The sequence below is a fragment of the Stieleria magnilauensis genome (assembly GCA_007753675.1).
Classification (GTDB): Bacteria; Planctomycetota; Planctomycetia; order Pirellulales; family Pirellulaceae; genus Stieleria; species Stieleria magnilauensis.
In genome coordinates this window covers 39,960-64,627 of sequence record CP036432.1, presented here as the reverse complement: position 1 = coordinate 64,627, position 24,668 = coordinate 39,960, and the positions used below count along the sequence as shown (strand labels likewise).

20 protein-coding genes and 1 riboswitch are annotated in these 24,668 nt (G+C 57.6%); of the genes, 10 read left to right on the top strand and 10 right to left on the bottom strand.

Translation table 11 applies throughout. The features are described 5' to 3' along the window. Nucleotides 1-110: 110 nt before the first annotated feature. Complete coding sequence (locus TBK1r_RS00255) at nucleotides 111-524, bottom strand: hypothetical protein (protein WP_145206987.1); 414 nt, start codon at nucleotides 522-524, stop codon at nucleotides 111-113. Between the two features lie 27 nt (nucleotides 525-551). Here TBK1r_RS00255 and TBK1r_RS00250 point away from each other — a divergent pair, with 27 nt between their 5' ends. Next, complete coding sequence (locus tag TBK1r_RS00250) at nucleotides 552-1,022, top strand: YaiI/YqxD family protein (protein WP_145206986.1); 471 nt, start codon at nucleotides 552-554, stop codon at nucleotides 1,020-1,022. A gap of 158 nt (nucleotides 1,023-1,180) precedes the next feature. Continuing rightward, nucleotides 1,181-1,522 (top strand): hypothetical protein, encoded by a 342-nt coding sequence (locus TBK1r_RS00245; RefSeq protein ID WP_145206985.1) that lies wholly within the window; start codon nucleotides 1,181-1,183, stop codon nucleotides 1,520-1,522. 94 nt (nucleotides 1,523-1,616) lie between these two features. On the opposite strand, the gene TBK1r_RS00240 is transcribed toward TBK1r_RS00245, so the two are convergent. Next, complete coding sequence (locus TBK1r_RS00240; RefSeq protein ID WP_145206984.1) at nucleotides 1,617-2,423, bottom strand: SDR family oxidoreductase; 807 nt, start codon at nucleotides 2,421-2,423, stop codon at nucleotides 1,617-1,619. Between the two features lie 18 nt (nucleotides 2,424-2,441). Next, nucleotides 2,442-4,391 carry a UbiD family decarboxylase gene (locus tag TBK1r_RS00235; RefSeq protein WP_145206983.1) on the bottom strand — a complete coding sequence of 650 codons (1,950 nt, stop codon included), beginning with the start codon at nucleotides 4,389-4,391 and terminating at the stop codon, nucleotides 2,442-2,444. Nucleotides 4,392-4,492: 101 nt separating this feature from the next. On the opposite strand from TBK1r_RS00235, the gene TBK1r_RS00230 reads away from it, so the two are divergent. The 4 genes from TBK1r_RS00230 to TBK1r_RS00215 all read left to right on the top strand — a co-directional run bounded on the left by TBK1r_RS00230 (nucleotide 4,493) and on the right by TBK1r_RS00215 (nucleotide 10,106). Next, nucleotides 4,493-6,007 (top strand): leucyl aminopeptidase, encoded by a 1,515-nt coding sequence (locus TBK1r_RS00230; protein WP_145206982.1) that lies wholly within the window; start codon nucleotides 4,493-4,495, stop codon nucleotides 6,005-6,007. Nucleotides 6,008-6,669: 662 nt separating this feature from the next. Further along, the gene (locus TBK1r_RS00225) at nucleotides 6,670-7,614 is read left to right on the top strand and encodes a hypothetical protein (RefSeq protein ID WP_145206981.1); all 945 of its coding nucleotides are present in this window, start codon (nucleotides 6,670-6,672) and stop codon (nucleotides 7,612-7,614) included. A 543-nt stretch (nucleotides 7,615-8,157) separates the two neighbouring features. Next, entirely contained in the window at nucleotides 8,158-9,183 is a 1,026-nt protein-coding gene (locus TBK1r_RS00220; protein WP_145206980.1) for a hypothetical protein, read from the top strand. Further along, nucleotides 9,183-10,106 (top strand): DUF1559 family PulG-like putative transporter, encoded by a 924-nt coding sequence (locus tag TBK1r_RS00215; protein WP_145206979.1) that lies wholly within the window; start codon nucleotides 9,183-9,185, stop codon nucleotides 10,104-10,106. Before TBK1r_RS00220 ends, TBK1r_RS00215 begins: the two co-directional genes overlap by 1 nt. A gap of 112 nt (nucleotides 10,107-10,218) precedes the next feature. Here TBK1r_RS00215 and TBK1r_RS00210 read toward each other — a convergent pair whose 3' ends face one another. The 6 genes from TBK1r_RS00210 to TBK1r_RS00185 form a co-directional block, all read right to left on the bottom strand. Further along, the gene (locus TBK1r_RS00210) at nucleotides 10,219-11,430 is read right to left on the bottom strand and encodes a nucleotide-binding protein (RefSeq protein ID WP_145206978.1); all 1,212 of its coding nucleotides are present in this window, start codon (nucleotides 11,428-11,430) and stop codon (nucleotides 10,219-10,221) included. Between the two features lie 128 nt (nucleotides 11,431-11,558). After that, nucleotides 11,559-13,139 (bottom strand): type II and III secretion system protein family protein, encoded by a 1,581-nt coding sequence (locus TBK1r_RS00205; RefSeq protein WP_145206977.1) that lies wholly within the window; start codon nucleotides 13,137-13,139, stop codon nucleotides 11,559-11,561. A gap of 217 nt (nucleotides 13,140-13,356) precedes the next feature. After that, complete coding sequence (gene cpaB, locus TBK1r_RS00200) at nucleotides 13,357-14,376, bottom strand: Flp pilus assembly protein CpaB (RefSeq protein ID WP_145206976.1); 1,020 nt, start codon at nucleotides 14,374-14,376, stop codon at nucleotides 13,357-13,359. A gap of 278 nt (nucleotides 14,377-14,654) precedes the next feature. Continuing rightward, nucleotides 14,655-15,212: an A24 family peptidase gene (locus tag TBK1r_RS00195; protein WP_145206975.1), complete on the bottom strand. Its 558-nt coding sequence runs from the start codon at nucleotides 15,210-15,212 to the stop codon at nucleotides 14,655-14,657. 417 nt (nucleotides 15,213-15,629) lie between these two features. Then, nucleotides 15,630-15,809, bottom strand: a complete 180-nt coding sequence (locus TBK1r_RS00190; protein WP_095736645.1) for a Flp family type IVb pilin — start codon at nucleotides 15,807-15,809, stop codon at nucleotides 15,630-15,632. Between the two features lie 160 nt (nucleotides 15,810-15,969). Continuing rightward, nucleotides 15,970-16,068, bottom strand: a riboswitch (cyclic di-GMP riboswitch). Between the two features lie 632 nt (nucleotides 16,069-16,700). Beyond that, nucleotides 16,701-16,880 (bottom strand): Flp family type IVb pilin, encoded by a 180-nt coding sequence (locus TBK1r_RS00185; RefSeq protein WP_145206974.1) that lies wholly within the window; start codon nucleotides 16,878-16,880, stop codon nucleotides 16,701-16,703. 454 nt (nucleotides 16,881-17,334) lie between these two features. On the opposite strand from TBK1r_RS00185, the gene TBK1r_RS00180 reads away from it, so the two are divergent. Beyond that, nucleotides 17,335-17,868, top strand: coding sequence for a hypothetical protein (locus TBK1r_RS00180; protein ID WP_145206973.1), 534 nt, complete (start codon nucleotides 17,335-17,337; stop codon nucleotides 17,866-17,868). Between the two features lie 124 nt (nucleotides 17,869-17,992). Next, complete coding sequence (locus TBK1r_RS00175) at nucleotides 17,993-18,715, top strand: SGNH/GDSL hydrolase family protein (RefSeq protein WP_145206972.1); 723 nt, start codon at nucleotides 17,993-17,995, stop codon at nucleotides 18,713-18,715. Nucleotides 18,716-18,772: 57 nt separating this feature from the next. Here the strand turns inward: TBK1r_RS00175 and TBK1r_RS00170 are convergent, their stop codons facing one another. Continuing rightward, a complete protein-coding gene (locus tag TBK1r_RS00170) occupies nucleotides 18,773-19,852 on the bottom strand; it encodes a class I fructose-bisphosphate aldolase (protein WP_145206971.1) in 1,080 nt (359 codons plus the stop codon). 389 nt (nucleotides 19,853-20,241) lie between these two features. Here TBK1r_RS00170 and TBK1r_RS00165 point away from each other — a divergent pair, with 389 nt between their 5' ends. Beyond that, on the top strand, nucleotides 20,242-23,190 hold the full coding sequence (locus tag TBK1r_RS00165) for a DUF1553 domain-containing protein (RefSeq protein ID WP_145206970.1): 2,949 nt from the start codon (nucleotides 20,242-20,244) through the stop codon (nucleotides 23,188-23,190). Continuing rightward, complete coding sequence (locus tag TBK1r_RS00160) at nucleotides 23,187-24,638, top strand: DUF1501 domain-containing protein (RefSeq protein WP_419580800.1); 1,452 nt, start codon at nucleotides 23,187-23,189, stop codon at nucleotides 24,636-24,638. The genes TBK1r_RS00165 and TBK1r_RS00160 overlap by 4 nt, the downstream gene beginning before the upstream one ends. Nucleotides 24,639-24,668: the final 30 nt, after the last annotated feature.

The following is a 24,668-nucleotide window of genomic DNA, read 5'->3' as shown; positions in this document are numbered from 1 at the left end:
TATTGCATCAAGCGTGCCAATCAAACGTCTGGAGTCGCAATTTTGATGGGAAGTTCGCGAAAAAGTTCCAAACTGCCGCGATTATCGACTCAGAAAAACGTAGGGGCCCGTCAAACGCTGGAATCAGAGGCGCCGTTGGGGTCGCTGGCGGGGAGCGAGATTGCAAAGCTTTGAAAATTTTTCCACTGCCTCTCTGGCAGCACCATCACCGCGAATTGGTCGATTTGAGTCGTTCCGGCCAGAATTTCGACCAACTTTCGTAGCCGGGAGGCATCGCAATGACCGCGTATTTCCACATATTGGATCTCCATTGCGGCGTCATAGATCATGCCGACGACCTGATAATCCTTGCTCGCCCAGGCGAATGATCCGTCGGGTTCGAACAGGATCGACGGCAGCGATTGATGCAAGCGTTGACCCGCCGCTTCGAAACTGGTGGGGATCGGCGTCGTGTCGGGTGACGGTAACCGATCAGCGTGTGGATGCGGACCGTACAGGTAGATGTGAAATGAGTCAGTGGGCATCACAGTGGGACAGTCGGAGCGTGTGGAATGAAGATCTGGATTGATGCGGATGCGGCGCCGCGGGACGTCAAAGAGGTTGTCTTCCGCGCCGCCGATCGGCTGGAGATCGAAACGGTGTTGGTCGCCAATTCGGCCCAGCCGATCCCCAGGTCGGCCGTCACGGTGCGATCGGTGATCGTGCGTCAGGGTGCTAACGTCGCCGACCAGTACATCGTTGTCCACAGCCAACCCGGCGACTTGGCGATCACGGCCGACATCCCGTTGGCGGCTCAATTGGTCGACAAGAAAGTGGCGGTGATCGATCCGCGGGGCGACGAGTACAACGATTCCAACATCGCCGCTCGACTCTCGATGCGAGACTTTCTCGATGAGCTGCGTGGAACGGGAGCGGCAACCGGTGGCGCGGCGCCGTACAACGCCAAAGACAAGAAAGCCTTCGCGGCCTCGTTTGATCGATTGTTGACCAAGCTGATCAAACAGGCTGACCAGTTTAAATAACCTGCAAAGTCGCCTCGATTCACCATAACGCGTCCTCGCATGGGGTGATCAGGACGGATTGCCGAACATCAATGATGCTTTCTGATTGCGTTCGGCTAACTGGCGGGAATGTTTCAATGTCTCGGAAACCTTCTCATGACTAAAGGAGTTTCTACTCCATGAAACAAATAGCCATCGCCGCGATCGTGTTGCTCGGCGTCACCGGCGTCGCGACCGCGGCACCGCTGGACGTCGGACACTCAATCCTTGTCAGCGGCCCGATACCGGCCCCGGTCTTGGATCCTACTCAGCCGTCGGTCACGCTCGTTCCGCCGATCCGATCGGCAACCTTTCAGAACATAGCGAAACCGGAGCAGTCGGAACCGGCGACGCCGGAACCGATCAATAAGCCACCCCGGGTCCACCATCGGGAGGAAACCAAACCCAGTGTGATTGATAAACTCAAAGCGTTTGAACGCAAGAAAAATGCTTGGCTCAAACGCACCTTCTTGGGGAAATAAGCGAAGGAATCTCTCCAAGAACGCACGGCGGCGAAACCGAATTGTCTTGCCAGCGATACACCTGTCCGGAACCACCTCCGGGCGGGTGTTTTTTTTATCCCGTGTTCTCACCGACCTGTAATCCGTCGGGCGAATAGATTGATCGTCCGCCATCGACGGGTAAGCAGACACCATTGACGAACGTGTTTTCACACAAGAAACGCACGGCATGGGCGACGTGCCCGGCGGTTCCGATCCCACCGGTCAACGTGCTGGCGCAAAGCTTCAGACGTTGTTGATCGGGCACTTCATCGGCCAACAGCACCGGCCCGGGTTTGACACAATTGACCCGAATCGCAGCGTTGCGACTGGCAAATTCGACGGCCAGGGAGCGGGTCATCACATCGATCGCGCCCTTGCTGGGGAAATACGCGGCGTGATCGAGATAGGGCCGAACGGTCGCCCAGTCGCCGAGATTGACGATCGAACCACCGGTCGTTTGATCACTCATCACGTCCGCGGCCGCGCGGGCGCACAGGAACGCAGCGACGGTGTTGATCTCGAAGTAGCGACGCATCTCCGCCGCCGTGACTTGCTCGATCGGCGTCGGTGACCAGATCGCGGCGCTGTTGACCAGAATATCCAAGCGGCCGAACGCGGTGACCGTTTCGTCGACCAGTCGCTGCGGCACCCCATCGTCCTCCAGCGACCCTTGGGTCACGATCGTATCGCTTTGGTAGCGGCGCGTCAGCTCGTCGGCGGCCTGGCCCGCCGCGTCCACGCTGGTGTTGGCATGCAAGGCGATTCGGCAACCGTTGCGGGCCAGTTCGGTCGCGATTTCACGCCCCACACGCGGGGCGCCGCTGCCGGTGATCAAAGCGACCGGTGCGTCACAGTTGAACACGGATTTTAAGAAGCTCATCGGCGCAGTCTGTTGTTGCTAAAGGTACTTGGCCAGGGCACCGCCGCGGGTGGCGCGGGCGTCGACCTTGGCAACGGTCTCGGGGTCTTCGATCACCGGCGGTGCCTGCCAGGGTTTGTAACGCGCGTCGATGACGACACTGCCGCGGCATCCGAAGTGTTTGGCGATCGTCTCGGCTCCAATGCCCGACAGATCCGTCGCCGGATTGCTGCGCGTGAACGTGGTCCACAACCAATTGTTTAGTGATCGCGCCGCGAAGTCGCTGTCGTCGACGATCGTGATCAGCGGAAAGGCGTTGATGGGATCATCGGGTTGATAGTGCTGGCAAAATCGCTGCACGTCGGAGCGGCCGGTGGTCGATTCAAGCCCGCTCGCGTTGGCAAGGGGCCACGCGGCGTTTCTCGCGAACGCGTCGGGCTGAGCTGATGACGCTGAACTCGGACGTTCGTTTGAATGGACAATCCGGGGGCCGGTTGTGCCGTCGAAGGACTTGCACTCGATCGCCAACACGCCCGGCATCACGACGCGGGGATCCTGAAATCCGTCGGGCAACCGCAGGTCGGCGGGTAACTCATGCGGAAGACTGCGGCGGGGCGGACCCGCCGCAGCGATGACGACTTTGGATCCCTTGTTGAATCCGGTGCCGGTGTAGTCCAACGTGTCGATGGTCGTCTGGGTATGAAAATGTAAATCCCGTTTCCAATCCACACGCTGCAGGACAAATCCGATGAACGTTTCGATGTCATGAATGTCCAACACATCGGATCGGTCGTCGGCAATCATCAAATACTTGGCGAGTGAAAGCTGGCCGTTGCCCAGGATCGCATTGGCCTGGGTGAGCAACTCTTGCGGTGCGGATTCCTTCATGTAGGACATGTAGCGTTCGCTGCCGATGGCCAGCAGCAAGGGGTGCACCCCGGCGGCGTCGACCGCGTGCACCGCTTTGACTCCGGGAATCACGGTGGGAATGATCGGGTCGGTCAATTCATGGATCAACTGGCCGAACGTCGTGTCTTCTTGCGGCGGGCGACCGACGACCGTCAACGGCCAGATCGCCCCCTTGCGATGCCAAACATGATCGACCTTCATCACCGGAAAGGGGTGTTCCAAGCTGTAATATCCCAGGTGATCGCCGAACGGCCCCTCGCCTTTGGTCACGTCGGGATCGATCGATCCGACGATGGCAAAGTCGGCGTCGCGATACACCGGCGCGTGGTTTCCGCGGAGCAGCCCGATGCGTCGGCCCGCCAGGGCGCCGGCGAAGGTCAATTCGGTCAGCCCCTCGGGCAGCGGCATCACGGCGGCCAGCGTCATCGCCGGGGAACCGCCGACGGTCACGGCGACACGCAGTGGTTTTTGCAACTTGATCGCCTGCTGATGGTGAACGCCGATCCCCCGATGAATCTGATAATGCAAACCGACTTCTTGGTCGCTGTAGTCGTTTCCGGAGAGTTGGACGCGGTACATCCCCAGGTTGATCTTCATCAAGTTCCCCGGCTCGGTCGGGTCTTCGCTCAAGACCTGGGGAAGGGTCACGAAGGCACCGCCGTCGCGGGGCCAGCATTTCAGCTGCGGCAGGTCCGCGAGCGAGCATCGATGGGCCGCGACCGGGGCACGACGGACGAATTTGGGAAGCATCCGCACCGCAGTCAGGGGGACGCCGGCATAGCGAAAGGGCCGTTTGGGGACCGCCGAGGGATCGAGTTTGACTTCGATCAATCGTCGCACCGACTCCAGCGTCTCGCGGAACAGGTAGCGGGCCTGATCGAGGGAGGCAAACAGATTGGACGCCATCGGGAACGGACAGCCGGTGGGGTTGGTGAACAGAACCGCGGGACCGCCGTTGGCATACACGCGGCGTTGGATTTCCGCGATTTCCAAGTGCGGATCGACCGCATCGGTCACTTCGATCAACAATCCGCCGGCGCGAAGGTCCTCCACGACGTCTCGGGTGCTGCGGTGTTTCATGGTGGTCGATAAACTACAACGATTGCAAAGTGATTCGGACGCTGCTCGAGCGTGATTGTTCAAGCGTCTGTCAACAACGTCTCAATTGGTGTCATCATCTTATGTCGGAAAGCCCGTCCCAGTCTCAACCGAATCCCGTCGCCCCACAACTGCCATGCCCGAGTTTTGTCGCGACCGACAACCCGATCGGTGAAAAATGTGACGTCTTGATCGTCGGCCTCTGCGACGATGCACCGCTGTCAGCGACCGCGGCCGGTGTCGATCAAGCCCTGGGCGGCGTGATCAGCCGCTTGATCGATCAAGAAAAACTTTCCTCCGACGCCGGCGAATCGATGCTGATTCCGGGGGTCGGTGATGAAGGTTCGCAGCTGGTCTTGCTGATCGGATTGGGTGAAAAATCAAAACTCGATCGCGAAGCCGCGTTCACGCTGACCAGCACGGCGGTCCGATCGTTGGTTTCCAAGCCGCACGAAAAATGGGTCATTGCGTTGCCGGAGTGCTTTGACGCGGTCGATCATGATGCGATCGTCGCCGGCACCTTGTACGGCTTGGAAGGTCAATCGATCTACAGAACCAAATCGCCGATCCATGTCCCCCAGACGATCGCCATCGCATCGGCCGACGCAGCCGCGATCGATCGAGGCGTGATCTTAGGCGATTCGATCAACTTGGCGCGGCGATTGGTCAACGAACCCGCGTCGGTCATCTACCCGGCTTCGTTCGCCGAGCGGGCGGCGGCCTTGGCGACCGAAGTCGGCCTGGGGTGTGAAGTGTGGGATGAAAACCGATTGGCCGAAGAAAACTGTCGCGCGATCCTGGCCGTCGGCGCGGGCAGCGACAAACCGCCCCGCCTGGTCATCCTCCGACACGACGGCGGACCGCAGGGCGAACCGCCGATCGCGATCGTCGGAAAAGGCGTCACGTTTGACAGCGGCGGGTTGTCGATCAAGCCCAGCGACGGGATGGTCGACATGAAATGCGACATGGGCGGCGCCGCAACCGTGGTCGGGGTGATGCGGGCGTTGGCGAAATTGGGCGTCAAGAAAAACGTCATCGGATTCTGCGGACTCGCCGAAAACATGGTCAGCGGATCGAGCTACAAACTCGGGGACGTTATTGTCACACGCAGCGGAAAGACGATCGAGATCTTGAACACCGATGCCGAAGGCCGCGTCGTTCTGTCCGATACACTCGACGTGGCGATCGAACATCAACCGACGGCGATGGTCGATTTGGCGACGTTGACGGGCGCTTGCATGGTTGCCCTGGGAAACGAAGTCGCCGGTCTGATGACCAACAATCAATCGGCCTGTGATGCCGTCATGGCCGCGGCCCGCGGTGAAGGCGAACCGGTGTGGCAGCTGCCGATGTTCGAGCTGTACAACGAGAAAGTCAAAAGCAAGGTCGCAGACATCAAGAACATCGGCGAAGGCCGTTGGGGTGGCGCGATCACCGCCGCAAAGTTTTTGGAGAACTTTGTCGGCGACGTTCCGTGGGTCCACATCGACATCGCCGGACCGGCGTTTGCCGACAGTCCCAAGCCGCATCGCGATGCCGGAGCGACCGGCGTGATGGTGCGAACGCTTGTCCGCTGGATCGAGAATCAGGCGGGGTAGAGAAGTACGCTGTCGCGACTACGTGCCCCTTACGATCATCGACACCTTCAATTTGCGGGGATATCCACAAACAAAACATTGACGGGGGGGGCTAGAATGCTACCCTGGTGTTCTGGTAATCGGATCTTCCCGATTGCAAGTTTCACCTGGCGGAGAACGACGATGAAGATGCTAAGCCATCAAATTGCAATGTCTTTAGGCTTTGCGGCACTGATTGGGAGCTTCTGGATTGTCCTTGCAAAGCACCCTGAGGATTCATTAGCTCGAACTTACCACTTAGCAGCGTGTGATGGGCAAGCATTTGATGACGCGACGGGCGAATGCGAATCCCAACCACAATGTCAGCTGGCCACACCATGTGCAGCGCACAGCGAACAAAATTGTTCATCAACACCCGGATACTATAAGGTAACCGGGAATTGGTATAAGTGTGGTGACGCCGGTGGTGCAGGCGAAGGTTGCATGCAAAGTGAGCAGAGCAAGTGTCGACAGGATTATGTGTGTACTTGGATTCAGTACGCCGGTTGTCAGGCAACAAGTACGGACGCTGGATCTGCGTGTGGCAATCAGTGTTACACCGTTGTGATTCCATAGGTTGCATCAATTCCCAGGCTCCAATGGCCGGGAAGATATACCTTTCTCCTCACGCCGGAACCATCGCAATGTTTCAATCAAGCATCGGAAACCTCTTCGTCTACTTGTGTTGGATCATCGCGTTCAGTTACGGGTCCGGTGTCGCCAACGGGCAAAGTGGAAGTGACTTGTCGAAACTCAAATCTTTGGTGAGTCGAACGAATCACTCTTGGCCTGAAGGAAAACTGAAATGTACCGTCCGCTCCGCGTTTGGCAGCACTGTCGTTTCAGCGTGCTGGGCCGGTGAAACTGTCCGTTTAGATCATTCGCGTCTGACTTTCGCCGACAACGCTCCGGACGCCGGGGAAGGACACGAATTTGATTTGATTTCCATGCGAAATCGTCGCTGGGCGTTCTTTTGTGACAAAAGAAACGAAATCGCGGTGCTCAAACGTTCCAGTGATGCTGATGCGCCCAGCCAACCGCTTCGGGTGCTGCCCACCGAAATTTGGAATGAAATCACGCCGGGTCAGACGATCTTACAGTGGCTGAACGCTCAGTCAAATGATGCGGAAACCAATATTGAATGTAGGTCCATTGAGCGTGGTCGTTGGGAATTGACTCTTTCCGGCAAGGAGGAGTCAACATTCCGCGTCTTGTTTACAAAACACGGATTGCTGGAGTCAGCCCAAACGCTTTCTGCACTGCCGGAGCAAGGCAGGTTGCATATCGATGTCACTTGGGACGAGAGTTTTAATCCCCCTAGACCTTTGCGTTACGTCAAGAGGATTCAAGCGTCAGAGCGTTCCAAACGCGAGATCATGCTGCAGATGGAAATCGAGGCTTTTGAGAACAGAGTGGACGGCGTCGATTTTAGTTTTCCACCCAAGGATTTGCCGTTCGGCATCCGAGTCACGGATGAACGGGGGGCAATTCGTCGAGAGTCATTCGTCGGCGGCGAATTGGGGAAACAGCAGTTCTTAATGAAAAGAATGGCGAAGCAGATGCGTGGAACGCAGGTCAACGATCGTTAAGATCGCTCAAGGGGCGAATGGTAATGCACACACTTTGTATAGCCTTGTTGCTGTTTCAGGTGACGGGAAGGGTTCATGAACGTAACCCAGCCGCCAACGATTTGGGCGCGTGCATCTATTTTGCACTCCTGCTTGAGGACCCGAATGCACCTTCGTTGGGCGAACTCGCAGCTCGATACCCACTGTTCCACGCAAAGTCGGGCTCCCTGGAAGACGCCCTCATTGTTCTCCTCGAATGCGGTTTCCATGCAACTGTCAGTGAGAATCTTCAAGGGAAGTTGCCCGCGCCAATCGGAATCACGATCGCAATTCTGGACCAAGACCAGTTTTGCGTGATTCATCGGACGTCACCTTCTGACGGATACGTGTTTATCCCCGGCAATACGCCCATTAACTTTTTGGCATTTGACGCATCTAGAATCCAAGGGCCCGCGATAACTCAATCAGCGACGTCGACCGAGGGACGCGCGATGACATTCTGGGGTACTTGTTTCATCTGTTTCATTCTTGTGGCAGCAATCGCGTTCAGAGTACTACGACACAATGTTCAAAGTTAACTCAGAATTGATTTCTTTTTGCGTTCTCGGGTTGGCAATCTTTGCAGGATGCTTCAATGGCCCCATACCAAACGCAGGGCACGGTTCGGGAAGTTCAAAGCCGGTCGTCGATGTTCCCACAATTGAATTGCCGACAAACACTCCGGTTTTTGAATCCTCTGACGAACGAGCGGAACTGGAACTTCCGATTAAAGATATGGGGTCCATCGATGTTGCAGCACTTTCGGTGATGACATCATGCAATTGCGTTGACGCGAAAATCATCGAGTCGCAGGCAACCGACAGCCCGGCTGCCGTTAATTTGCGTTTAGATAGACTTAATGTTGGAATTCATCATGCATCAATTGTATTGTCAAATGTGAATGGTCGCAGATATGACTCTGTCGTACTCAGATACGAGGTGGCAAATGAAGCAAAACTTGCTTTCAGCAAGAGAGATTTTGGTATTGTGACGGAAGGTGCAAATCTGATCTTTGAATGCAAGATTATTCGGGCAGCAAACGACCAGCGAGATCTTTATGTTGTTGCGGGTGATATCGTTCCATCAAATCCAGAAATCGCGTCACCGCAGCCGACTAGGGCGGCATACCTAGGTGACGATACGTTTGCAGTAATTACTGACGTTAGTGGAACGCCAGGCTTGTCTTATCGCAACGTATGGGTTGAAGATCAATTCGGAAGACAATTGACGAAAATGACGGGGATTACCTGGGAGATCGAATCAAGAGTGTCTGTCACACCCAGTGCACTGATGTTAAGTGAGGAAAACCGAGAGTTTGTTGCGATTCTTGAGGTGCAGGATGTTGTAGATGAGATCCATGTTGCTAAAGAATGTGGTTTGTATTTGGACACATGGTCTCTCGATCAGATTTCTCCGGAGATCTATCGCCTTAGCGGGTGTGTAACGGCGTCAGGCAATACGCCGAGAGTTGTGAAGAGTCTCAAGCTAATTCTCGATGGTTCGGAAGTTAGACTCCCTATTGAATGGTCTTTCACTGAGAATGAAAGTTGATGACTCGCGGCCTGACTCTAATCGAACTGTTGGTCGTCATTGCGATCCTGGCCCTGCTCTCAGGATTGGCGATGTCGGGAATTGGTTCGCTACGGGAGAGTGCACGATTGGTGGAATGCACGAACAAAGTTCGACAAATTTCACTTGCGGTTCAGCAACACGCGAGTTCTTGGAACGAGTTTCCTACGATTAGAGATTCTGAAACGAATCACGTTGGTGATCCGTGGGCCGACCTTGACCCCTACCTGGAACTGTCGGATCAACGACGTTCACTGAGTCTTTGGCTGACGAAACAGACGCCTGTCATTTACTCGTGCCCGAGCGATCCGGTTGACGGTTCGAACTACCGTTTCAATCACGGTAGCTCGATCACGTGGACGCAAAGCCTGACTCAATATTTTCAGGATGCAGCGAATGGACCTGTTATTTTCGGCAATTCAGTTCGGCCGACCGATGTCATGGATGGATTGTCGAATACAGCCGTTGTTTCCGAGCGGCTCTGTGGAATCGGCTATCGGACAAAGTTGCGGTCGATCCTGGTCGGACCCTCTTTTCGAGCCTTCGGGACTCATCACCGTACTGATCACGCCATCGAATCCGAATGGATGCGGCTAAACTGGGACTCCGTCGTGGTATCGACCTTCGATACGGCCGGTACCAACCCTTCGGAATACGGTTATCACCGGGCGGTCTACAACCATACTCTGACGCCGAATGATCCACAGAGTTGCACGTTCTCGGGGGGCTTTAGTTCCGAAGCTCAGGTCGGATTTGTCGGTGCTTCGAGTACGCACCGTGGCTTAGTGGTCGTCGGCATGTTGGACGGATCAACCCATACGAAAACCGATTCAGTGGACTTGTCCGTTTGGGCGGCGCTGGGCGACATCGACGATCGGTCTGTGGGACCAGATTGGTCCCGTTGACCTCGTGCGGACGCTCGTTCGTTCGATCGGTGGCGATAGAGTTTTTTGAGAGCCGCCGTCTGCGACACGGTCGCCCTGGCATTGATGAGACCTCAAGATCAGGCGGATGACGTCATGACTTGGCGCCGGGCCAGAACATTTTCCACTTGCTCTCGCTCGACTTGCTGCTTTCGCCGGTCTCGGCCGAGGTTTCTTTGCCTTGGAGTTTGGCGGCCAGGTCGCGGAGCGCTTGGGTGATCGGTGCTTTGGGCGCCTGGTTGATCAGTGGCACGCCGTTGTTACGGACTTCCACCATCGTGCGATAATCGTTGGGCAGGAGCGCATAGATATCGCGACCGAGTGTTTCCTTGGCCTTTTTCAAGCTGATCTGACCCGATTCCAACCCCGCGCGATTGACCACGATTTCGATCTTGCTCTGCAGCCCCTCGATCTCTTCAAAGCTCATCATCAAACGCACGACATTGCGCAGACAGGGAAGATCCAATTGGGTGATCAGCAACACCTTGGAAGCCGCTTCGATGGCCGCCATGTCGACCGCGCTGTAGGTCTTGGAGAGATCGATCACCAGGTGGGTAAACGAAGCTTTCAACAGCCCGATGACTTTTCGCAGACTCTCGTCGGTGATCCCCAGGGTGTCGTGCAGTTCGACCGGGCGGGGCAACAGGTACAGCCCGCTGCTGTGCTTGGTCAACGATTGCTTGAGCAATTGGATGTCCAACCGCGAGACGTTTTGAACGACGTCGGCAAGCGTATAGTCGGGGATCGCATCGAGAAAGACGTCGGCATCGCCGAGTGCCAGGTCAAGGTCCAACAGGGCGACACTGTTTCGGTTGTCGGCGGCAAAGATGCAGCCCAAGTTGACCGCGGCGCTAGTGGTCCCGACGCCGCCGGTTGCTCCGGCGATGGCGACGACTTCGCATCCCCGGGCGCCGCCCTCGCTGGTTCCGAATTTGTGTTGACTGACCCGCGTCAGCGCAGCGGCAAGGTCCTCGTGAGACATCGGCAGGGTCAGGAATTCCCGCGCCCCGGCGCGAATCGTTTGCAGAATCAGGTGGCCGTCGGTGCTTTCGCTGGCCGCCAGAATCACCGTGTCGGGCGCGTCGCTGGCGAGTCGTTCGACCAGCCGAATTGATTTCTCCGTGTCGTTGTCCAGCGAGATGACGCCCACGTCGGGAGCGGTTTGCTCGATCACATCGGGAAAGAATTCGTACCGCGAGCAATCGGCTTCCAGCCACACGGTGTCCATGCCCAAGAGCATCGACTTGAGTGAATCACGCGTGTCATCATTGGGGTCGACCAATGCGATTCGTAGCACGTTTGTCATTGCAGATGTATCCGATCGCTCATTTCAATTCCGTTCTTGCCACCCTTCGACGGCCACGTTGCCGTCGATCGCAGGCATTGTCGGTGGGGTGGCCGACAACCATATGCCCCTGGCCAGCATCCCAGACCTCAATACTCGTCAGGCGTGCTGATGATGACACCCTCACCGACGACGGTCGGTTCGCTACCCGGAAGGATCGCTCCCGGCGGCAGTGCCGATCCACGGTCCAACGTCGCACCGGGTGGCAATCCCACGCCCGGTGAAAGCAGACTTCCGTGGGCCATCATGGCACCGTTTTGCATCACGTTGCTGTGGATCATCGAGGCGTTGCCCGATACACCCGGTCCGCTGTTCATCGAACAACCGTCGCCGCCCAACAGGTTGGGGACTTCGATGTGGCCGTTCATGTACAGGTCGCGGTCGCTGGGCGACATGCTGTTGAGGCCCGGTCCGCCTCGCGGCACTTGGTAGGGATCCATCGCGTCGACCAGTTCGGGAGTCACCGTGATCAACAGTTCGATGTCATTGCGTTGTTCGCGGACGCTACGGAAGAACGTGCCGATGACCGGCAGCTCTCCGAGCAAGGGCGTGGCCCGCGTGGTCGCTTCGGTGCGGCTCTGCAGCAATCCGGCGATCGCAAACGTCTGGCCGGCTTGCAGTTCCACGGCGGTTTCGACGTATCGCTGACTGAACGCGATCACGTTTGCACCGGCGATGACGAGCGAACGCGATTCGTCCGGTTCTTTGACTTCCGGACGGACTTCCAATCGAATCCGACCGGGTCCGACGACGAACGGCAAGAAGTCAACCGACGTTCCGTACTCCTCGTAGCTGACCGTGACTTGGCCTTGTCCAGACGGCACGATAAACGGGATTCGACCGCCGACGGTGAAGCGTGCCGGACGACCGTGCGTTGCGATCACCGTGGGCTCGGCCAGGTACTTGACCAAATCCTGCTGACGGAGAGCGGAGATGAAGGCATTGAATTCTTCACCTTGAAAAATGTTCGTCGCGTCGGACGCGCTGATCGCGGCCGGATAACTTGTGAAGGAACGCGTATCCCCCGCCCAGTCCCAGTCGACGCCGAGCTCGCGAAGCTTGGTCCGAGAGACCTCCATGATCCGGGTGTGCAACAACACCTGCTGGACGCCCACCACGCGAATGTTGTTGACGACGGTCGGATAGTATTGTTCCACGATCGCAATCGCCCGATCGACATCGTCTACGCTGGTGACATAACCGGAGACGATCGCCGAGGCATTGACCGGCATCACCTTCAGCGTCGCCAGCGGCAACTGGGACGACAAGATGCCTTCGATCTCGCGGGCGTCGGCGATCACCGTGATGTCCACGGTGTATTGCTTGTCTTCGGTGTCCCACAAGTTGATTTGCGTGGTCCCGGGGGTCTTGGCGAACACCTGCAACTGATTCTGCGAAATCGGTGTGGCCCCGAGCACTTCTTCATTGTGCACTTGGAACCGCGGAATCTTCGCCTCCAAGGTCAGAATGCTGCTCGACTTGACCAGCATTTGCATCCGTTCAACCGCACGTGTGATCGTGTGGTTGGCGGCGCCGGCTGTCGCAGCGGCAGAAGTCAGTTGAGTGTCGTCGACGTCTTGCGCGCCGGCATGAGTCGCGAGACACGCCACCGAGAAAAGGGCGATCAACTTTAGCGCGGCTGGGCGGACCGCATTTCGGAACATTTGCATCGCAGGTGCATCCTTGCAGAACCTTCGTCTCGGATCCTTCCGAAACATGATGCCGATGACTTTCACCATCGACATACATCAGTTCGTTGCGAGTAACGTCGGGATAAAAAAGGGGACGGGTCACGCTCGCCGTTTCGGTCCGTCTGGTTTCAGAGTCTGAAGCCAGATCTTTCCTACAACGGCGAGTCTTGATTTACTTTGTTCATCTATCGAGGGTTCACTCGTCAGACTCTTCTCCGCCCTCGGGCTGAAAGAAGGGGCTGTCGGCGCCTCGTAGATAATCGTCGGAAGTCGGTTTGTTTTGGTCGGCGGATTGCTCGGCCGATTCATCCGTGGTGGCCAGGTCAAGCGCTCCAGTGTCTCCGACGACACGCGGCAACGGCTCCCCTTCCACCCATTCGTAAACAATCATTCTTCCGTTGATGATTTTTGTAGTGCGGAAGGTGGCTTTCTTGGGCTCGGCTTCCGCCTGTTCTACTTCTACGGGTTTTTCTTCCGCGGCAAGCTTTCGCAGCCGCTCTTGTTCGTCACGACGGTCCTGTAGATCTCGCAAGAACTTGCGGGCCGCTTCGCTCGGTTCCCCTTCGGGAATGCTTTCGTCATCGGCCGTCGGGCTGCCCAGCGACAATGAGATCTCGCCGAGTTTCTTGGCAAAGTCAAAGGCTTCGACGTCGGCCTTGCGAATCAGCAGTTGGATGTCGCGAGCGGATCGTGTGCGTGGTTGGTCCGGATCAAACTTGGTGATCCCATCGATTCCATAAACCTTGATGCCCGTCAACACATCCAAGGCCATGTCACGAGCAAACATCTCGCCCTTGGTGAAGAAGCCGCGGATATCGACGCGGTCGCCCGGACTGACCAGGTTGACCGTTCCGTCGCGACCGGCCGGCAACGAGACCACGGCGTAGCCTTTCGGCACCACCTTGTCTTCGACTTCGTTCATTAATTTCAGGTCCAACATCGGCTCGCCGGCGAACAGCGGGACCTTGGCGAATCGTCCCTCAAACTGACTCAGCTCCGCCGAGGCACCTTTGGGGATCCGATCGGCCGGCCACTGTTCAAGCCGTAGCTTCTCGGCCGTGATTTGTTCTTCGGGATTGATGGAAACCGTGGTGACCAAGATCTCCGCCATCTCGGTGGGGGTGCCGTTTTGTGCCTGCATCCACTGTCCGACTCCGACGGCCGCAACGGTGCCGCAGATGCCGGCAAGTAGCAAGAAAAGTGATTTGTTTCGCATGGCGTGTGCTGGTACCAGACCAGATGATTACGTTTCGGGTGTGGAGGACTGAGCTGGGAGGAGGCTGTCGACCCACTCACTTCACTCGGTTACAACCAGCCCCTGCCTGCAACCGCGCAAGCCGCAGGCGTAGGGCTGGTGTAATAGGGTTGCTTTCTCTAGTCGCCAAGAATGAGCTAACTAGGATAAATTCCCAAAAACAGTAGGTCTTGTGGAGGGAATCCACCCTCATTCAGGTGGATTTCCTGGTGTCCAAAAACAGACGTCTGACCTTCCGTTCAGATAAGCATTCCGGCGTAGGCAAAATAGAGAATCGATCCGATTGCCATCGGTATTCCGTATGGCAGCAAATACATGGTCGGTTTTCGCTCGCGGGCGATCTTGGAAAGCTCCGAAGGCTTCTTCACCGTCTTCCATTCTTCCAAAATTTGCAGCGCCATCGCGTAGTGTTTGGTCCAGTTCCCGCTCTTCCAGATCATGAACACGGCCATGATGCCGCCCACGATTGCGGTCGCGGCAAACGCGTAGAGCGTCACCACGGTTCCGAGCCAGGCACCGACGCCGGCGAGCAGTTTCACATCGCCGCCGCCCATTCCGCCGACATTTCGCAGAACGAGCAACAACATCATTCCGACAAATGTGCCCAACAGGCTCCATCCCAGTCCGGCCATGCCGCCCTGGATGGTGCAGTGAACCCAACCGCAGATGATGAATGGAAAGGTCAGCCAGTTGGGAACCTTCAAAATGGCTCCGTCGATGACCGCGGCAACGATCAAGACGACCGTAACAAACCAGACGGCCCAATTCTCTGTCAGACCCTGGAGGATGGTTTCCATGGCTTAGTTCCCCGTGACGATTCTCTAGAAAGGTGTGTTGGTGGTCGAGTCAAGGCGCGGCGGAATCGGATGAGACGCCGGCCGCAGCGTAGTAGGCAGGAGTGGGAGCATGCCGACCTGCGGCATGCGGCGAGTGGATCACGCGAGGATTCAGCGTGGTCCCAACATCCAACTGAACATCGCAAAGAGCAACGTGATAAAGCAGCACGAAAGCTGCCAAACGTGCTCTGCCGCATCAGTGGGAAGGAGTGGATAGTTCATGGTGGATTCCGTGGTCGCCCGAGACGGATGGGCGCAAAAAAAGAGACTCGACGTGACCGATGTGAATGCGACTAAGCCAAACACCGGCCAATCGTCGAGAATCTCTCGGGGTGGTTGTCGGCGAAACTTCTGAGCGAGAACTTCGCCAACACCGACTCAGTTGGCAGCGATTGCCGTACCGACTTCTTGGAACTTCTTGTTCGACTCGGTACCGATCGTGCCGACTGCAGCCAAGCAAACGACGACGATCAGGGCCAACATCACAGCGTATTCCACTGCGGTCGGGCCATCTTCTTCCTTCAAGAACTCAACGATGCTATTAGCGAACTTTTTCATTATTCAAACTCCTCGGTGGGATGTCATTTGCGATGACTCCCGACGATGACTTACTGGTCCGATTCAACGTGAATAGGATCCCGGAAAAGAAGCAGCCACGTCTCCAAAAGACTTGCCTAGGCAATCGGGATCGCATCTGAAACACGATCTCGACTGTTCCCTTGGCAGCTCGGCTATCCTTCGAGCAAAGCGAGTTGCTTTGCCCACGGACCCGTAGCTTTGCGCCCCGCCCTTTCGATGCGGTTTGCCTTTCTCTGGGGAGCCAGGCCGTCCGAGCGTTCTGGTGACCGTCGATTGGTCGAACCCTCGGCAGCAGATCATCGTGACCCGCTCTCAACAGAAACCTATGTCAGGAATCTGACGAGTCAAAAAACTGCAGTTAGACAAGGCATTCTGCATCGGCAAAGGGTGACGTTGGTCTGGATGTAACAGATAAACCAAGCTTTGCCCCCTGCAGCGGGATCGCCTCTGGCTCAGCACCCTCGGACGATGAAGACGCCGTTTGCGCGGGCATGAACTTGCTGACATCAAATGATGATCGACCGCACCTTGTCGATTAAGCCCTATTGGGCTCGCGACCTGTTGCTTGAGTGAGCCGCGACGCGTGAGCGGCGACGCGTGAGCGGCCGGGCCCAGCGCAACGCCCGAGGCCTCACGGCCAGCGGATCACGATTCGTTTCGCATTCTCAATTAACTCGACAGGCCGCTGTCGCCGTTCGGCGAACTCCTACCGTTGCGAAACCGGTAGCAAGAAACCATCGGACAATCAGTGGTCGGCCCGTTTTGTCATGCGGCGCAACAAAAAACGCCCCGGCGCCGCTGATAGGTGACGCCGGGACGTGTTTGGGCTGTGCCGCTGAAGCGATCTCGCTTCGGGCAACGATCGTCCGCTTAGTTAGCGGCGATTGCAGATCCAACTTCTTGGAACTTCTTGTTCGACTCGGTGCCGATCGTGCCGACAGCGGCCAAGCAAACGACGACGATCAAGGCCAACATCACAGCGTACTCCACTGCGGTGGGGCCATCTTCTTCCTTCAAGAACTCAACGATGCTATTAGCGAACTTTTTCATTTTTCAATCTCATATGTGGGGAGCCTTCGAAGATCGAAGACATCCATTGATGACTTAATGGGCCGTTTCAACGTGAAAAGGAACCCGGAAGAGAAGCAGCACCGGCACCGAAAAAGTGGAGCCAGCCACCGTCCGAAACCGTGTCCGATCGACTCTGCTCTCGCAGCGATGATCGGGGTTTCAGAAACGCGTCGTCACGGACACGTTCTCTACCTGGACCGTATGTCAGAAAGCTGGTGAAGCAAAATTGTGTGGCAACGAAATCTCATCGTCGGCCGATCCGGGTGTGCCTGTCACGGTCGTAACGGTCAGCATGAGCCAAACCCTGCCGGCACACCCTGTTTCAGTGTCCGAGCACGACTCGATGGGTTCTGCAATCCAACTGCGCCGTAGTCTCAGACGATGGAATCGAACTCAAATTGTCAGTGGATGAACTCACTTGGAAGGTTTAACGATGCAATTCAATTCTCGACTCACCACCGCCGTCCTGTCCCTCGTCCTTGTCGCTTCGTCAGGGTGCAGCTACGTCGAATCCTTGTTCAACAAGAAGTCCGGCGACAACAAACTGAGCAAAGCGGAGATCAAACGAATGATCAAGGAGAGTGAGAAAGACCTTCCTCACCGCTTGGACGAGAATTTCACGTTGACCAAAATCACGATGGACTACGGCGGAACGCTCAACGGTTGGTACACCGTCAGTGACGAATTGACCGCACAGCTTCGACGAATTGGGAATGTCAAAATCGAAGAAGCGATGCGAGAGAACATCGAAAAACTTGATTTGGACGACTGTAACGTGCCAGAGCAAGTCATCCAAATTCTGGAGCAGGATGACTTCGCGATTCAATACATTCTCGAAGACAAGTACGGATTGCCGATCGCGTCGGTCGTCATCAGCAAAGAAACGATGGAAGGTGAACAACGGATCGGCCGCCCGCAACAGAATCCCTTCGCCGTTCGCAACGTGTCCAAAAAGGGCGGCAAATAAGACGTCGCCGGCGTCGACAAATACGGCAAAAGTGCGGTCCGTGGGTCCGAGACGGAGGCACGGGCCGGCATCGGGCAAATATCATGAGGGGAATTGAAATCCAATCCCCATGCCATGGAACCCGATGACCATGATCCGACTCGGACTCTGCCTGATCGTTGCGCTCGCTCACGTCGTTTCGGTCCCCGCCCAAGACGCTGCCAAAACGCCGGCCCCCAAGAAGGTCAATCCGGCCTTCCAACCCCCGGAAGTCAATCCCAAGCTTCCCAATGTGCTGCTGATCGGCGACTCGATCTCCATCGGCTACATGGTCGCCGCGCGGGCGGCGATGCAAGGCAAGGCCAATGTGTTTCGACCGCCGACCAACTGCGGGCCCACCACGCGTGGATTAGATCAGATCGATCAATGGCTCGGCGATCGCAAGTGGGATGTCGTTCATTGGAATTTCGGACTGCACGACCTGAAGTACATGGGGCCGAAAGGTCAGAATCTGGCCGACCCCAAAGCCGAGGGTTCGCACCGACAGGTGCCGATCGACGAGTACCAGTCCAATATCGAAACGCTGGCCCGCCGCATCAAGCAACAGGCCAAACTCGTCATTTGGCGGGAGACGACGCCTGTTCCCGAGGGCGCCGCAGGACGCGTCGTCGGTGACTCGGTCAAGTACAACGCCGCTGCGGCAAAAGCGATCGCCAAAGTCGGCGGGATCCAGACCGATCCGTTCTTTGCCTTCGCCGAATCGGTCAAACAACACCAACGGCCCGCCAACGTCCATTACACCGCCGAAGGGTCGAAGCTGCTCGGTGAGCACGTCGCCGAAGTGATCGAGTCCGCGCTGGCTGACTGAAACGCCGCCAGACCCGCCGGCTACGCTCGACGCCCCAACCACGGCACGTCGCGCGATTTACGCCACGGTAATGTCGGGATCCAAGTAGACGTCTTGAATGGCGTTGAACAACTCGATGCCCTCGCCCATCGGACGCTGGAATGTCTTGCGACCGCTGATCAATCCCATCCCACCGGCACGCTTGTTGATGACGGCGGTGCGGACGGCTTGTTGGAAGTCGTTCGCACCGGATCCTCCGCCGGAGTTGATCAGGCCGCAGCGTCCCATGTAGCAGTTGAGCACCTGGTAGCGGGTCAGGTCGATCGGATTGTCGGTGGACAGCCCCTCATAGATCCGATCGTCGTACTTGCCGTATTTGTTGCCGCCTTGGTTGAGCGCCCGATAGCCGCCGTTGTTGGTGGGTTGTTTCTGTTTGATGAAATCGGCATTGATCGTCGATCCCAAATGGTTCGCTTGCCCGGTCAAATCGGCCGAGGCTTCGTAGTTCACGCCATCAACGGTGAATGCCGAGTTGCGCAGGTAGCACCACAGCATCGTGAACATGCCCAGTTCGTGAGCTTCGGCGAAGGCATCGGAAATCTCTCGGATCTGTCGCGTTGATTCCGGCGAACCGAAATAGACCGTCGCTCCGACACCGACACATCCCATGTTCCAAGCGTCGCGGACGCGGGCAAAGGGAACCTGGTCATAGGTGGCCGGATAAGTCATCAGTTCGTTGTGGTTGAGCTTCAAGATCATCGGGATGCGGTGTGCGTACTTTCGCGCGATCCCGCCGAGCACACCAAACGTCGATGCGACTCCGTTACAACCCGCTTCGACGGCCAATTGTGCGATGTTGGCGGGATCAAAGTAGATCGGATTGGGGGCAAACGATGCACCACCGGAATGTTCCACGCCTTGATCGACGGGCAAGATCGACAGATAGCCCGTCCGCGCCAGCCGACCGTGATTGAACAACGACTGCATCGCGCAAAGCACGCGGGGACTGCGGTCGGAGTGCGCCCAGACCTCGTCGACGAAATCGGGACCCGGCAGATGCAATTGCGATGCGGGAATCGTTTCGCATTGATGGCTCAGCAACGCTTCCCCATCGCTACCGAGTAGATCGAGCACATTGGTCTTGGTTTTGGTTGTCATCAGGGATCATCCAGTTCAAAAAAGTTGGGCGGTATTGCACAGCCGTTGCGCGGCTGCGTCACAAAGCAGACCGTGCGACGGTCACGCGAAGTGCAGCAATTGGGACTCCGACCGTCACTCGCAATCAATTTCAGTCTCGGACCGGTCCGCTTGTGGCGCGCTTTGTTTCGCTCGCAAGTTTTGGGCCAGCAGGGCATCGGGGAACGGAACTTCACCGAAACCGGCAATGTTGCCGTGTCGTCGTGTGAGTTGGCCAGGCACGAGGCTCGCGTGCGATCCGCCGTGGTGTGCGGATTTGCCACCACTGGTGGATTCCGAGTAGACTGGACTTCCCCCGCGATCCTTTTTCTCAGGTCCGCTCCCTTCCAAATCTTGGCACTTTCCCACCTATGCCAGATCCACCGCGACGCGTTAGCCATCCCCTGGCCGTGTTTCTCACTGTCCTGTTTCTCCGTCCGCTGCCGAACCTGTGGTGCGTCGTGATGGCGTGCGTCGTCTCGGTCGCGTGGATGGAAGCCGGCCCCGGCGTTGCGGCCGGCGAGAACGGACAAGATGCGTCGTTGCCACTGGAAACGGACGCTGAAAACATCCAGTGGTTCGAAAACAAGATTCGACCGGCATTGATCGAGCACTGCCTGGAATGCCATTCGACGGAGACTGAGGCCAGCGGCGGACTGGTGCTGGATTCACGTGACGGATGGCAGACCGGTGGTGATCTCGGTCCGGCGATTGTTCCCGGTGACGCCGCGGCAAGTCGTTTGATCCAAGCGATCGCGTACGAAGATCCGGCCTTGGAAATGCCTCCGGACGGGAAGCTCGACGACGCCACGATCGCGGCGTTTCGGCGATGGGTCGAAAACGGTGCCGTGGATCCCCGACAACCGAGTCCAGCGGGCGGGGAACCGACACGGCAAACGGGGCTTCCCGTCGAGCGTGCCCACGAACACTGGGCGTATCGGCCGATCGCCCGTTCCAGTGCCTCGATCGACGCCTTGATCGACCGAAATCTGGCCCGACACGGACTGACCGCGGCTCCGCCGGCCGAGCCGAGAGCGTTGGTGCGACGCCTGGTGTTCGACCTGCACGGGCTGCCGCCGTCACCGCAGACCATTGACGCCTTTTTGGCCGACCCCTCTCCGCTGGCCTACGAGCGGCTGGTGGATCAATTGCTGGCATCCCCACACTTCGCCGAGCACTTTGCAAGACGTTGGATGGATGTGGTGCGCTATGCCGAATCGATCACGCTGCGCGGGTTTATTCTTCCCGAAGCGTGGCGGTATCGCGACTACCTGATCTGGTCGTATGCCAACGATCGACCCTTTGATCAGATGATCCGCGACCAGATCGCCGGCGACCTGTTGGCTTGCGATGACATCACCGAAACCCAACAGCGAGCGATTGCGACCGGTTTCTTGGCGCTAGGCAATTCGAACTTGGAAGACCAAGACAAAACGAAACTCGAATTCGATCACATCGACGAGCAGCTCGAAACGATCGGCCGCGCTTTCCTGGCGCAAACGATCGGATGCGCCCGCTGTCACGACCACAAGTTTGATCCGATCCCGACACGCGACTATTACGCGTTAGCCGGGATCATGCGATCCACCACGCCGTTGAAACATGCCAACCTGTCCAAGTGGATCGAAAAACCGCTGCCGCTGGATCCGTCCGACGAAGCGCACTATCGAGCGGTCCAGTCCCGCGCGGATGTCGTTGCGGCCGAATTGAAGACGTTGCAGTCGCTAGAAACAGGCAACGCCGGCAAAGACACCCGCATGGTTTCCGTCGACTCGCTGGCGGGTGTCGTGATGGACGACGCCGACGCGAGTTACGTCGGTGCCTGGACCGAGTCGACATTTGTCAAACCCTATGTCGGTGCGGGCTACCGGCACGACGGCACGACCGGACAAGGCAGCAAGTCGGTCACGTTCGACCCGGTCGACCTGCCCACCGGACGCTACGAAGTCCGCATGTCGTACACGTCTCATGACAATCGAGCCACCAACGCGATCGTCAAGGTCTTTAGCGCAAACGAGTCGACCAAGGTTCGCGTGAACCAACGACGCCGGCCGCCGATCGACGGACTTTGGATTTCATTGGGCGTTTTTCCGTTTGAAAAGGAAGGCCAATCGTTCGTCATCGTCTCGAACGAAAACGCCGACGGTTGTGTCATCGTCGACGCGATTCAATTCTTGCCGATCGACGGTCAGCCGGCTGCGGCGAAGACGTCGGCCGACGCGAAAGCCGACGATGTCGATCTGGCCGCGGTCGCCGCACGACGCAAAGAACTGTCCGCCGAATTGAAGCAGTTGCAATCCGAGCTGAATCGACGTCCCAAGTATCTGACGGTTTCCGAGAGTGAACCGCGCGAGGAAATCGCGGTCCGTGTTCGCGGTAACGTGCATCAGTTGGGCGACACCGTCCGGCGTGGTTTTCTCACCGCGATCGGACCGGCGCAGCGTTACGCCGACCGCATCGGCACCGACGGCAGCGGTCGCGTCGAACTGGCCGAGTGGATTGCCGATCCGAGCAACCCGCTGACGGCACGGGTGTATGCCAACCGCGTTTGGTCGTGGTTGATGGGCGAGGGCTTGGTCGCGACGGAGAACAATTTTGGAACGACGGGCGAGTCTCCATCGCACCCTGAGCTGTTGGATACGTTGGCCGGCACGCTGATCGAACACGGCTGGTCGACCAAATCGCTGGTTCGAACGATCGTCTGCAGTGATACCTATCGCCGTGCCGTCACCGCAGACCCCGCACGGATCGCGGTTGATCCGAACAATCGACTGTACGCATCGGCCAGCGTCAAGCGTCTTCCGGTGGAAGCCCTTCGCGATGCGATGTTGTGCGTCAGCGGCGAAATCGAACATCGCTACGGAGGCTCGACGATCCGGCCGGGCACGTCGTCGGACTACAATTACAAACACGACCTGAAACGGCGCAGTCTCTATTTGCCGGTGTTTCGCAATTCGCTGCCTCCGCTGTTCGGGCTGTTTGACTTTGCCGACTCCAGCGTCTCGGTGGGCCAGCGGGGGCAGAGCACCGTCGCACCGCAGTCGCTGGCCATGATGAACCACACCTGGATCATCGAGCGCGCCCGGCAGGCCGGCAAGCGATGGCTGCACGCGTCCGCTGGCGGTCAGGACGAGTCGGTCGCAGCCAAATCAATTGTCGAGCAACTCTACCTCTGCTGCTACGGTCGGCGGCCGGATGCGGAGGAACTGCAATTCTGTCTCGACTACCTCGGTGGTGAAAACGCATCGCCGAGTGAAGATCGTCTCGCCGACCTGATTCAATCCCTGTTCGCCTCCATCGACTTTCGGTATTTGGAATGAATAACGACATGACACACGACGGGGAACTGATCGCGCGACGCATGATGCTGCAGCAGTCGGCCTGCGGTTTTGGTGCCTTGGCCTGCGGCGCGATGGCCGCCAGCTCGCTCACGGCGCCGGCGTCATGTTCGGCCGGCCCGGCGATGCCGCCGGGTCCGCATTGGATGCCCCGCGCCAAACGGATTATTTTTTTGTTCATGCAAGGCGGTGTCAGCCAAGTCGACTCGTTCGACCATAAGCCGGCACTGAAAACCCACGACGGCAAGAAGATGCCGTTTGACGATGCCCGCGAATTCGCCCGATCCGGCCAGCGCGGCATCGAGCAACGGCTGATGAAATCGCCATGGGAATTCAAACCCTACGGCCAGTGCGGGCGTTACGTTTCGGATCTGTTCCCCGAGACGGCGCGTCACGTCGACGACCTGTGCTTCATCCATTCGATGCATACCGATGGCGTCGCACACGGACCGGCGACGCTGTTTCTGCATTGCGGCTCAACCAACTTCGTCCGTCCCTCGGTCGGTTCTTGGATCTATTACGGGTTGGGCACAGAAAACGCCGCGTTGCCGGGATTTGTTTCGATTGCACCCTCGATCGGCAACGGGGGGCCGCGAAATTATGGCAGTGCGTTCTTGCCCGCGCGATTCCAGGGGACACCGATCGGAACAGCCGGCCGCAGCGATCTGGAGATCGACAACCTGGTCCGCCAGGATGCTTCGATCGAGCGTCAGAAAGCTCAACTGGAATTGATCGATCGATTGAACCGACGTCAGATCCAGCGACGCGGGATTCGCAACAGTGAATTCGAAGCGATGCAGCAATCCTACCAACTCGCTTGGCGGATGCAGCAAGTCGCTCCGGACATTTTGGATTTGTCCAGCGAATCGGCGACGACGCTTTCCGAGTATGGAATCGACGATCCCACGACCCAAGACTACGGCCGAAAGTGTCTGTTGGCCCGACGGCTTTGCGAGGCCGGCGTACGATTTGTGCAAGTCAACTACGGCGACAACTCGGCCAACCCCGCCTGGGACCAGCACTCGAATCTGCCCAAACATGCCACACACGCCAAGGCGGTGGATCGCCCGATTGCCGCGCTACTGGCGGATCTCAAACGACGGGGTCTGTTGGAGGACACCATCGTTTGGTGGGGCGGAGAATTCGGTCGAACGCCGTATTCACAGAGCAACGGCACCGGCCGCGACCACAACCCAGGCGGTTTTACCGTCTGGCTCGCCGGTGGCGGCTTTCGTCCGGGGATGGCCTACGGCCAAACCGATGAGTTCGGATTCGCCAGCATTCAGAACAAGGTCCACATGCATGATCTGCATGCGACACTGCTGCACCAGCTGGGTCTTCATCACGAGCAATTGACGTATCGTCACGCCGGCAGAGACTTTCGCCTGACCGACGTTTACGGCCGCGTGATTGAAGAAATCATCAGTTGAGTCGAAACTCGTCACGAGTTTCGTCGCGTG

What these genes read in the sequence shown, in the direction of transcription:
- TBK1r_RS00255 (WP_145206987.1), bottom strand. Translation starts at nt 524, where the DNA reads ATGCCCACTGACTCATTTCACATCTACCTGTACGGTCCGCATCCACAC.
- TBK1r_RS00250 (WP_145206986.1), top strand. Translation starts at nt 552, where the DNA reads ATGAAGATCTGGATTGATGCGGATGCGGCGCCGCGGGACGTCAAAGAG.
- TBK1r_RS00245 (WP_145206985.1), top strand. Translation starts at nt 1,181, where the DNA reads ATGAAACAAATAGCCATCGCCGCGATCGTGTTGCTCGGCGTCACCGGC.
- TBK1r_RS00240 (WP_145206984.1), bottom strand. Translation starts at nt 2,423, where the DNA reads ATGAGCTTCTTAAAATCCGTGTTCAACTGTGACGCACCGGTCGCTTTG.
- TBK1r_RS00235 (WP_145206983.1), bottom strand. Translation starts at nt 4,391, where the DNA reads ATGAAACACCGCAGCACCCGAGACGTCGTGGAGGACCTTCGCGCCGGC.
- TBK1r_RS00230 (WP_145206982.1), top strand. Translation starts at nt 4,493, where the DNA reads ATGTCGGAAAGCCCGTCCCAGTCTCAACCGAATCCCGTCGCCCCACAA.
- TBK1r_RS00225 (WP_145206981.1), top strand. Translation starts at nt 6,670, where the DNA reads ATGTTTCAATCAAGCATCGGAAACCTCTTCGTCTACTTGTGTTGGATC.
- TBK1r_RS00220 (WP_145206980.1), top strand. Translation starts at nt 8,158, where the DNA reads ATGTTCAAAGTTAACTCAGAATTGATTTCTTTTTGCGTTCTCGGGTTG.
- TBK1r_RS00215 (WP_145206979.1), top strand. Translation starts at nt 9,183, where the DNA reads ATGACTCGCGGCCTGACTCTAATCGAACTGTTGGTCGTCATTGCGATC.
- TBK1r_RS00210 (WP_145206978.1), bottom strand. Translation starts at nt 11,430, where the DNA reads ATGACAAACGTGCTACGAATCGCATTGGTCGACCCCAATGATGACACG.
- TBK1r_RS00205 (WP_145206977.1), bottom strand. Translation starts at nt 13,139, where the DNA reads ATGCAAATGTTCCGAAATGCGGTCCGCCCAGCCGCGCTAAAGTTGATC.
- cpaB (WP_145206976.1), bottom strand. Translation starts at nt 14,376, where the DNA reads ATGCGAAACAAATCACTTTTCTTGCTACTTGCCGGCATCTGCGGCACC.
- TBK1r_RS00195 (WP_145206975.1), bottom strand. Translation starts at nt 15,212, where the DNA reads ATGGAAACCATCCTCCAGGGTCTGACAGAGAATTGGGCCGTCTGGTTT.
- TBK1r_RS00190 (WP_095736645.1), bottom strand. Translation starts at nt 15,809, where the DNA reads ATGAAAAAGTTCGCTAATAGCATCGTTGAGTTCTTGAAGGAAGAAGAT.
- TBK1r_RS00185 (WP_145206974.1), bottom strand. Translation starts at nt 16,880, where the DNA reads ATGAAAAAGTTCGCTAATAGCATCGTTGAGTTCTTGAAGGAAGAAGAT.
- TBK1r_RS00180 (WP_145206973.1), top strand. Translation starts at nt 17,335, where the DNA reads ATGCAATTCAATTCTCGACTCACCACCGCCGTCCTGTCCCTCGTCCTT.
- TBK1r_RS00175 (WP_145206972.1), top strand. Translation starts at nt 17,993, where the DNA reads ATGACCATGATCCGACTCGGACTCTGCCTGATCGTTGCGCTCGCTCAC.
- TBK1r_RS00170 (WP_145206971.1), bottom strand. Translation starts at nt 19,852, where the DNA reads ATGACAACCAAAACCAAGACCAATGTGCTCGATCTACTCGGTAGCGAT.
- TBK1r_RS00165 (WP_145206970.1), top strand. Translation starts at nt 20,242, where the DNA reads ATGCCAGATCCACCGCGACGCGTTAGCCATCCCCTGGCCGTGTTTCTC.
- TBK1r_RS00160 (WP_419580800.1), top strand. Translation starts at nt 23,187, where the DNA reads ATGAATAACGACATGACACACGACGGGGAACTGATCGCGCGACGCATG.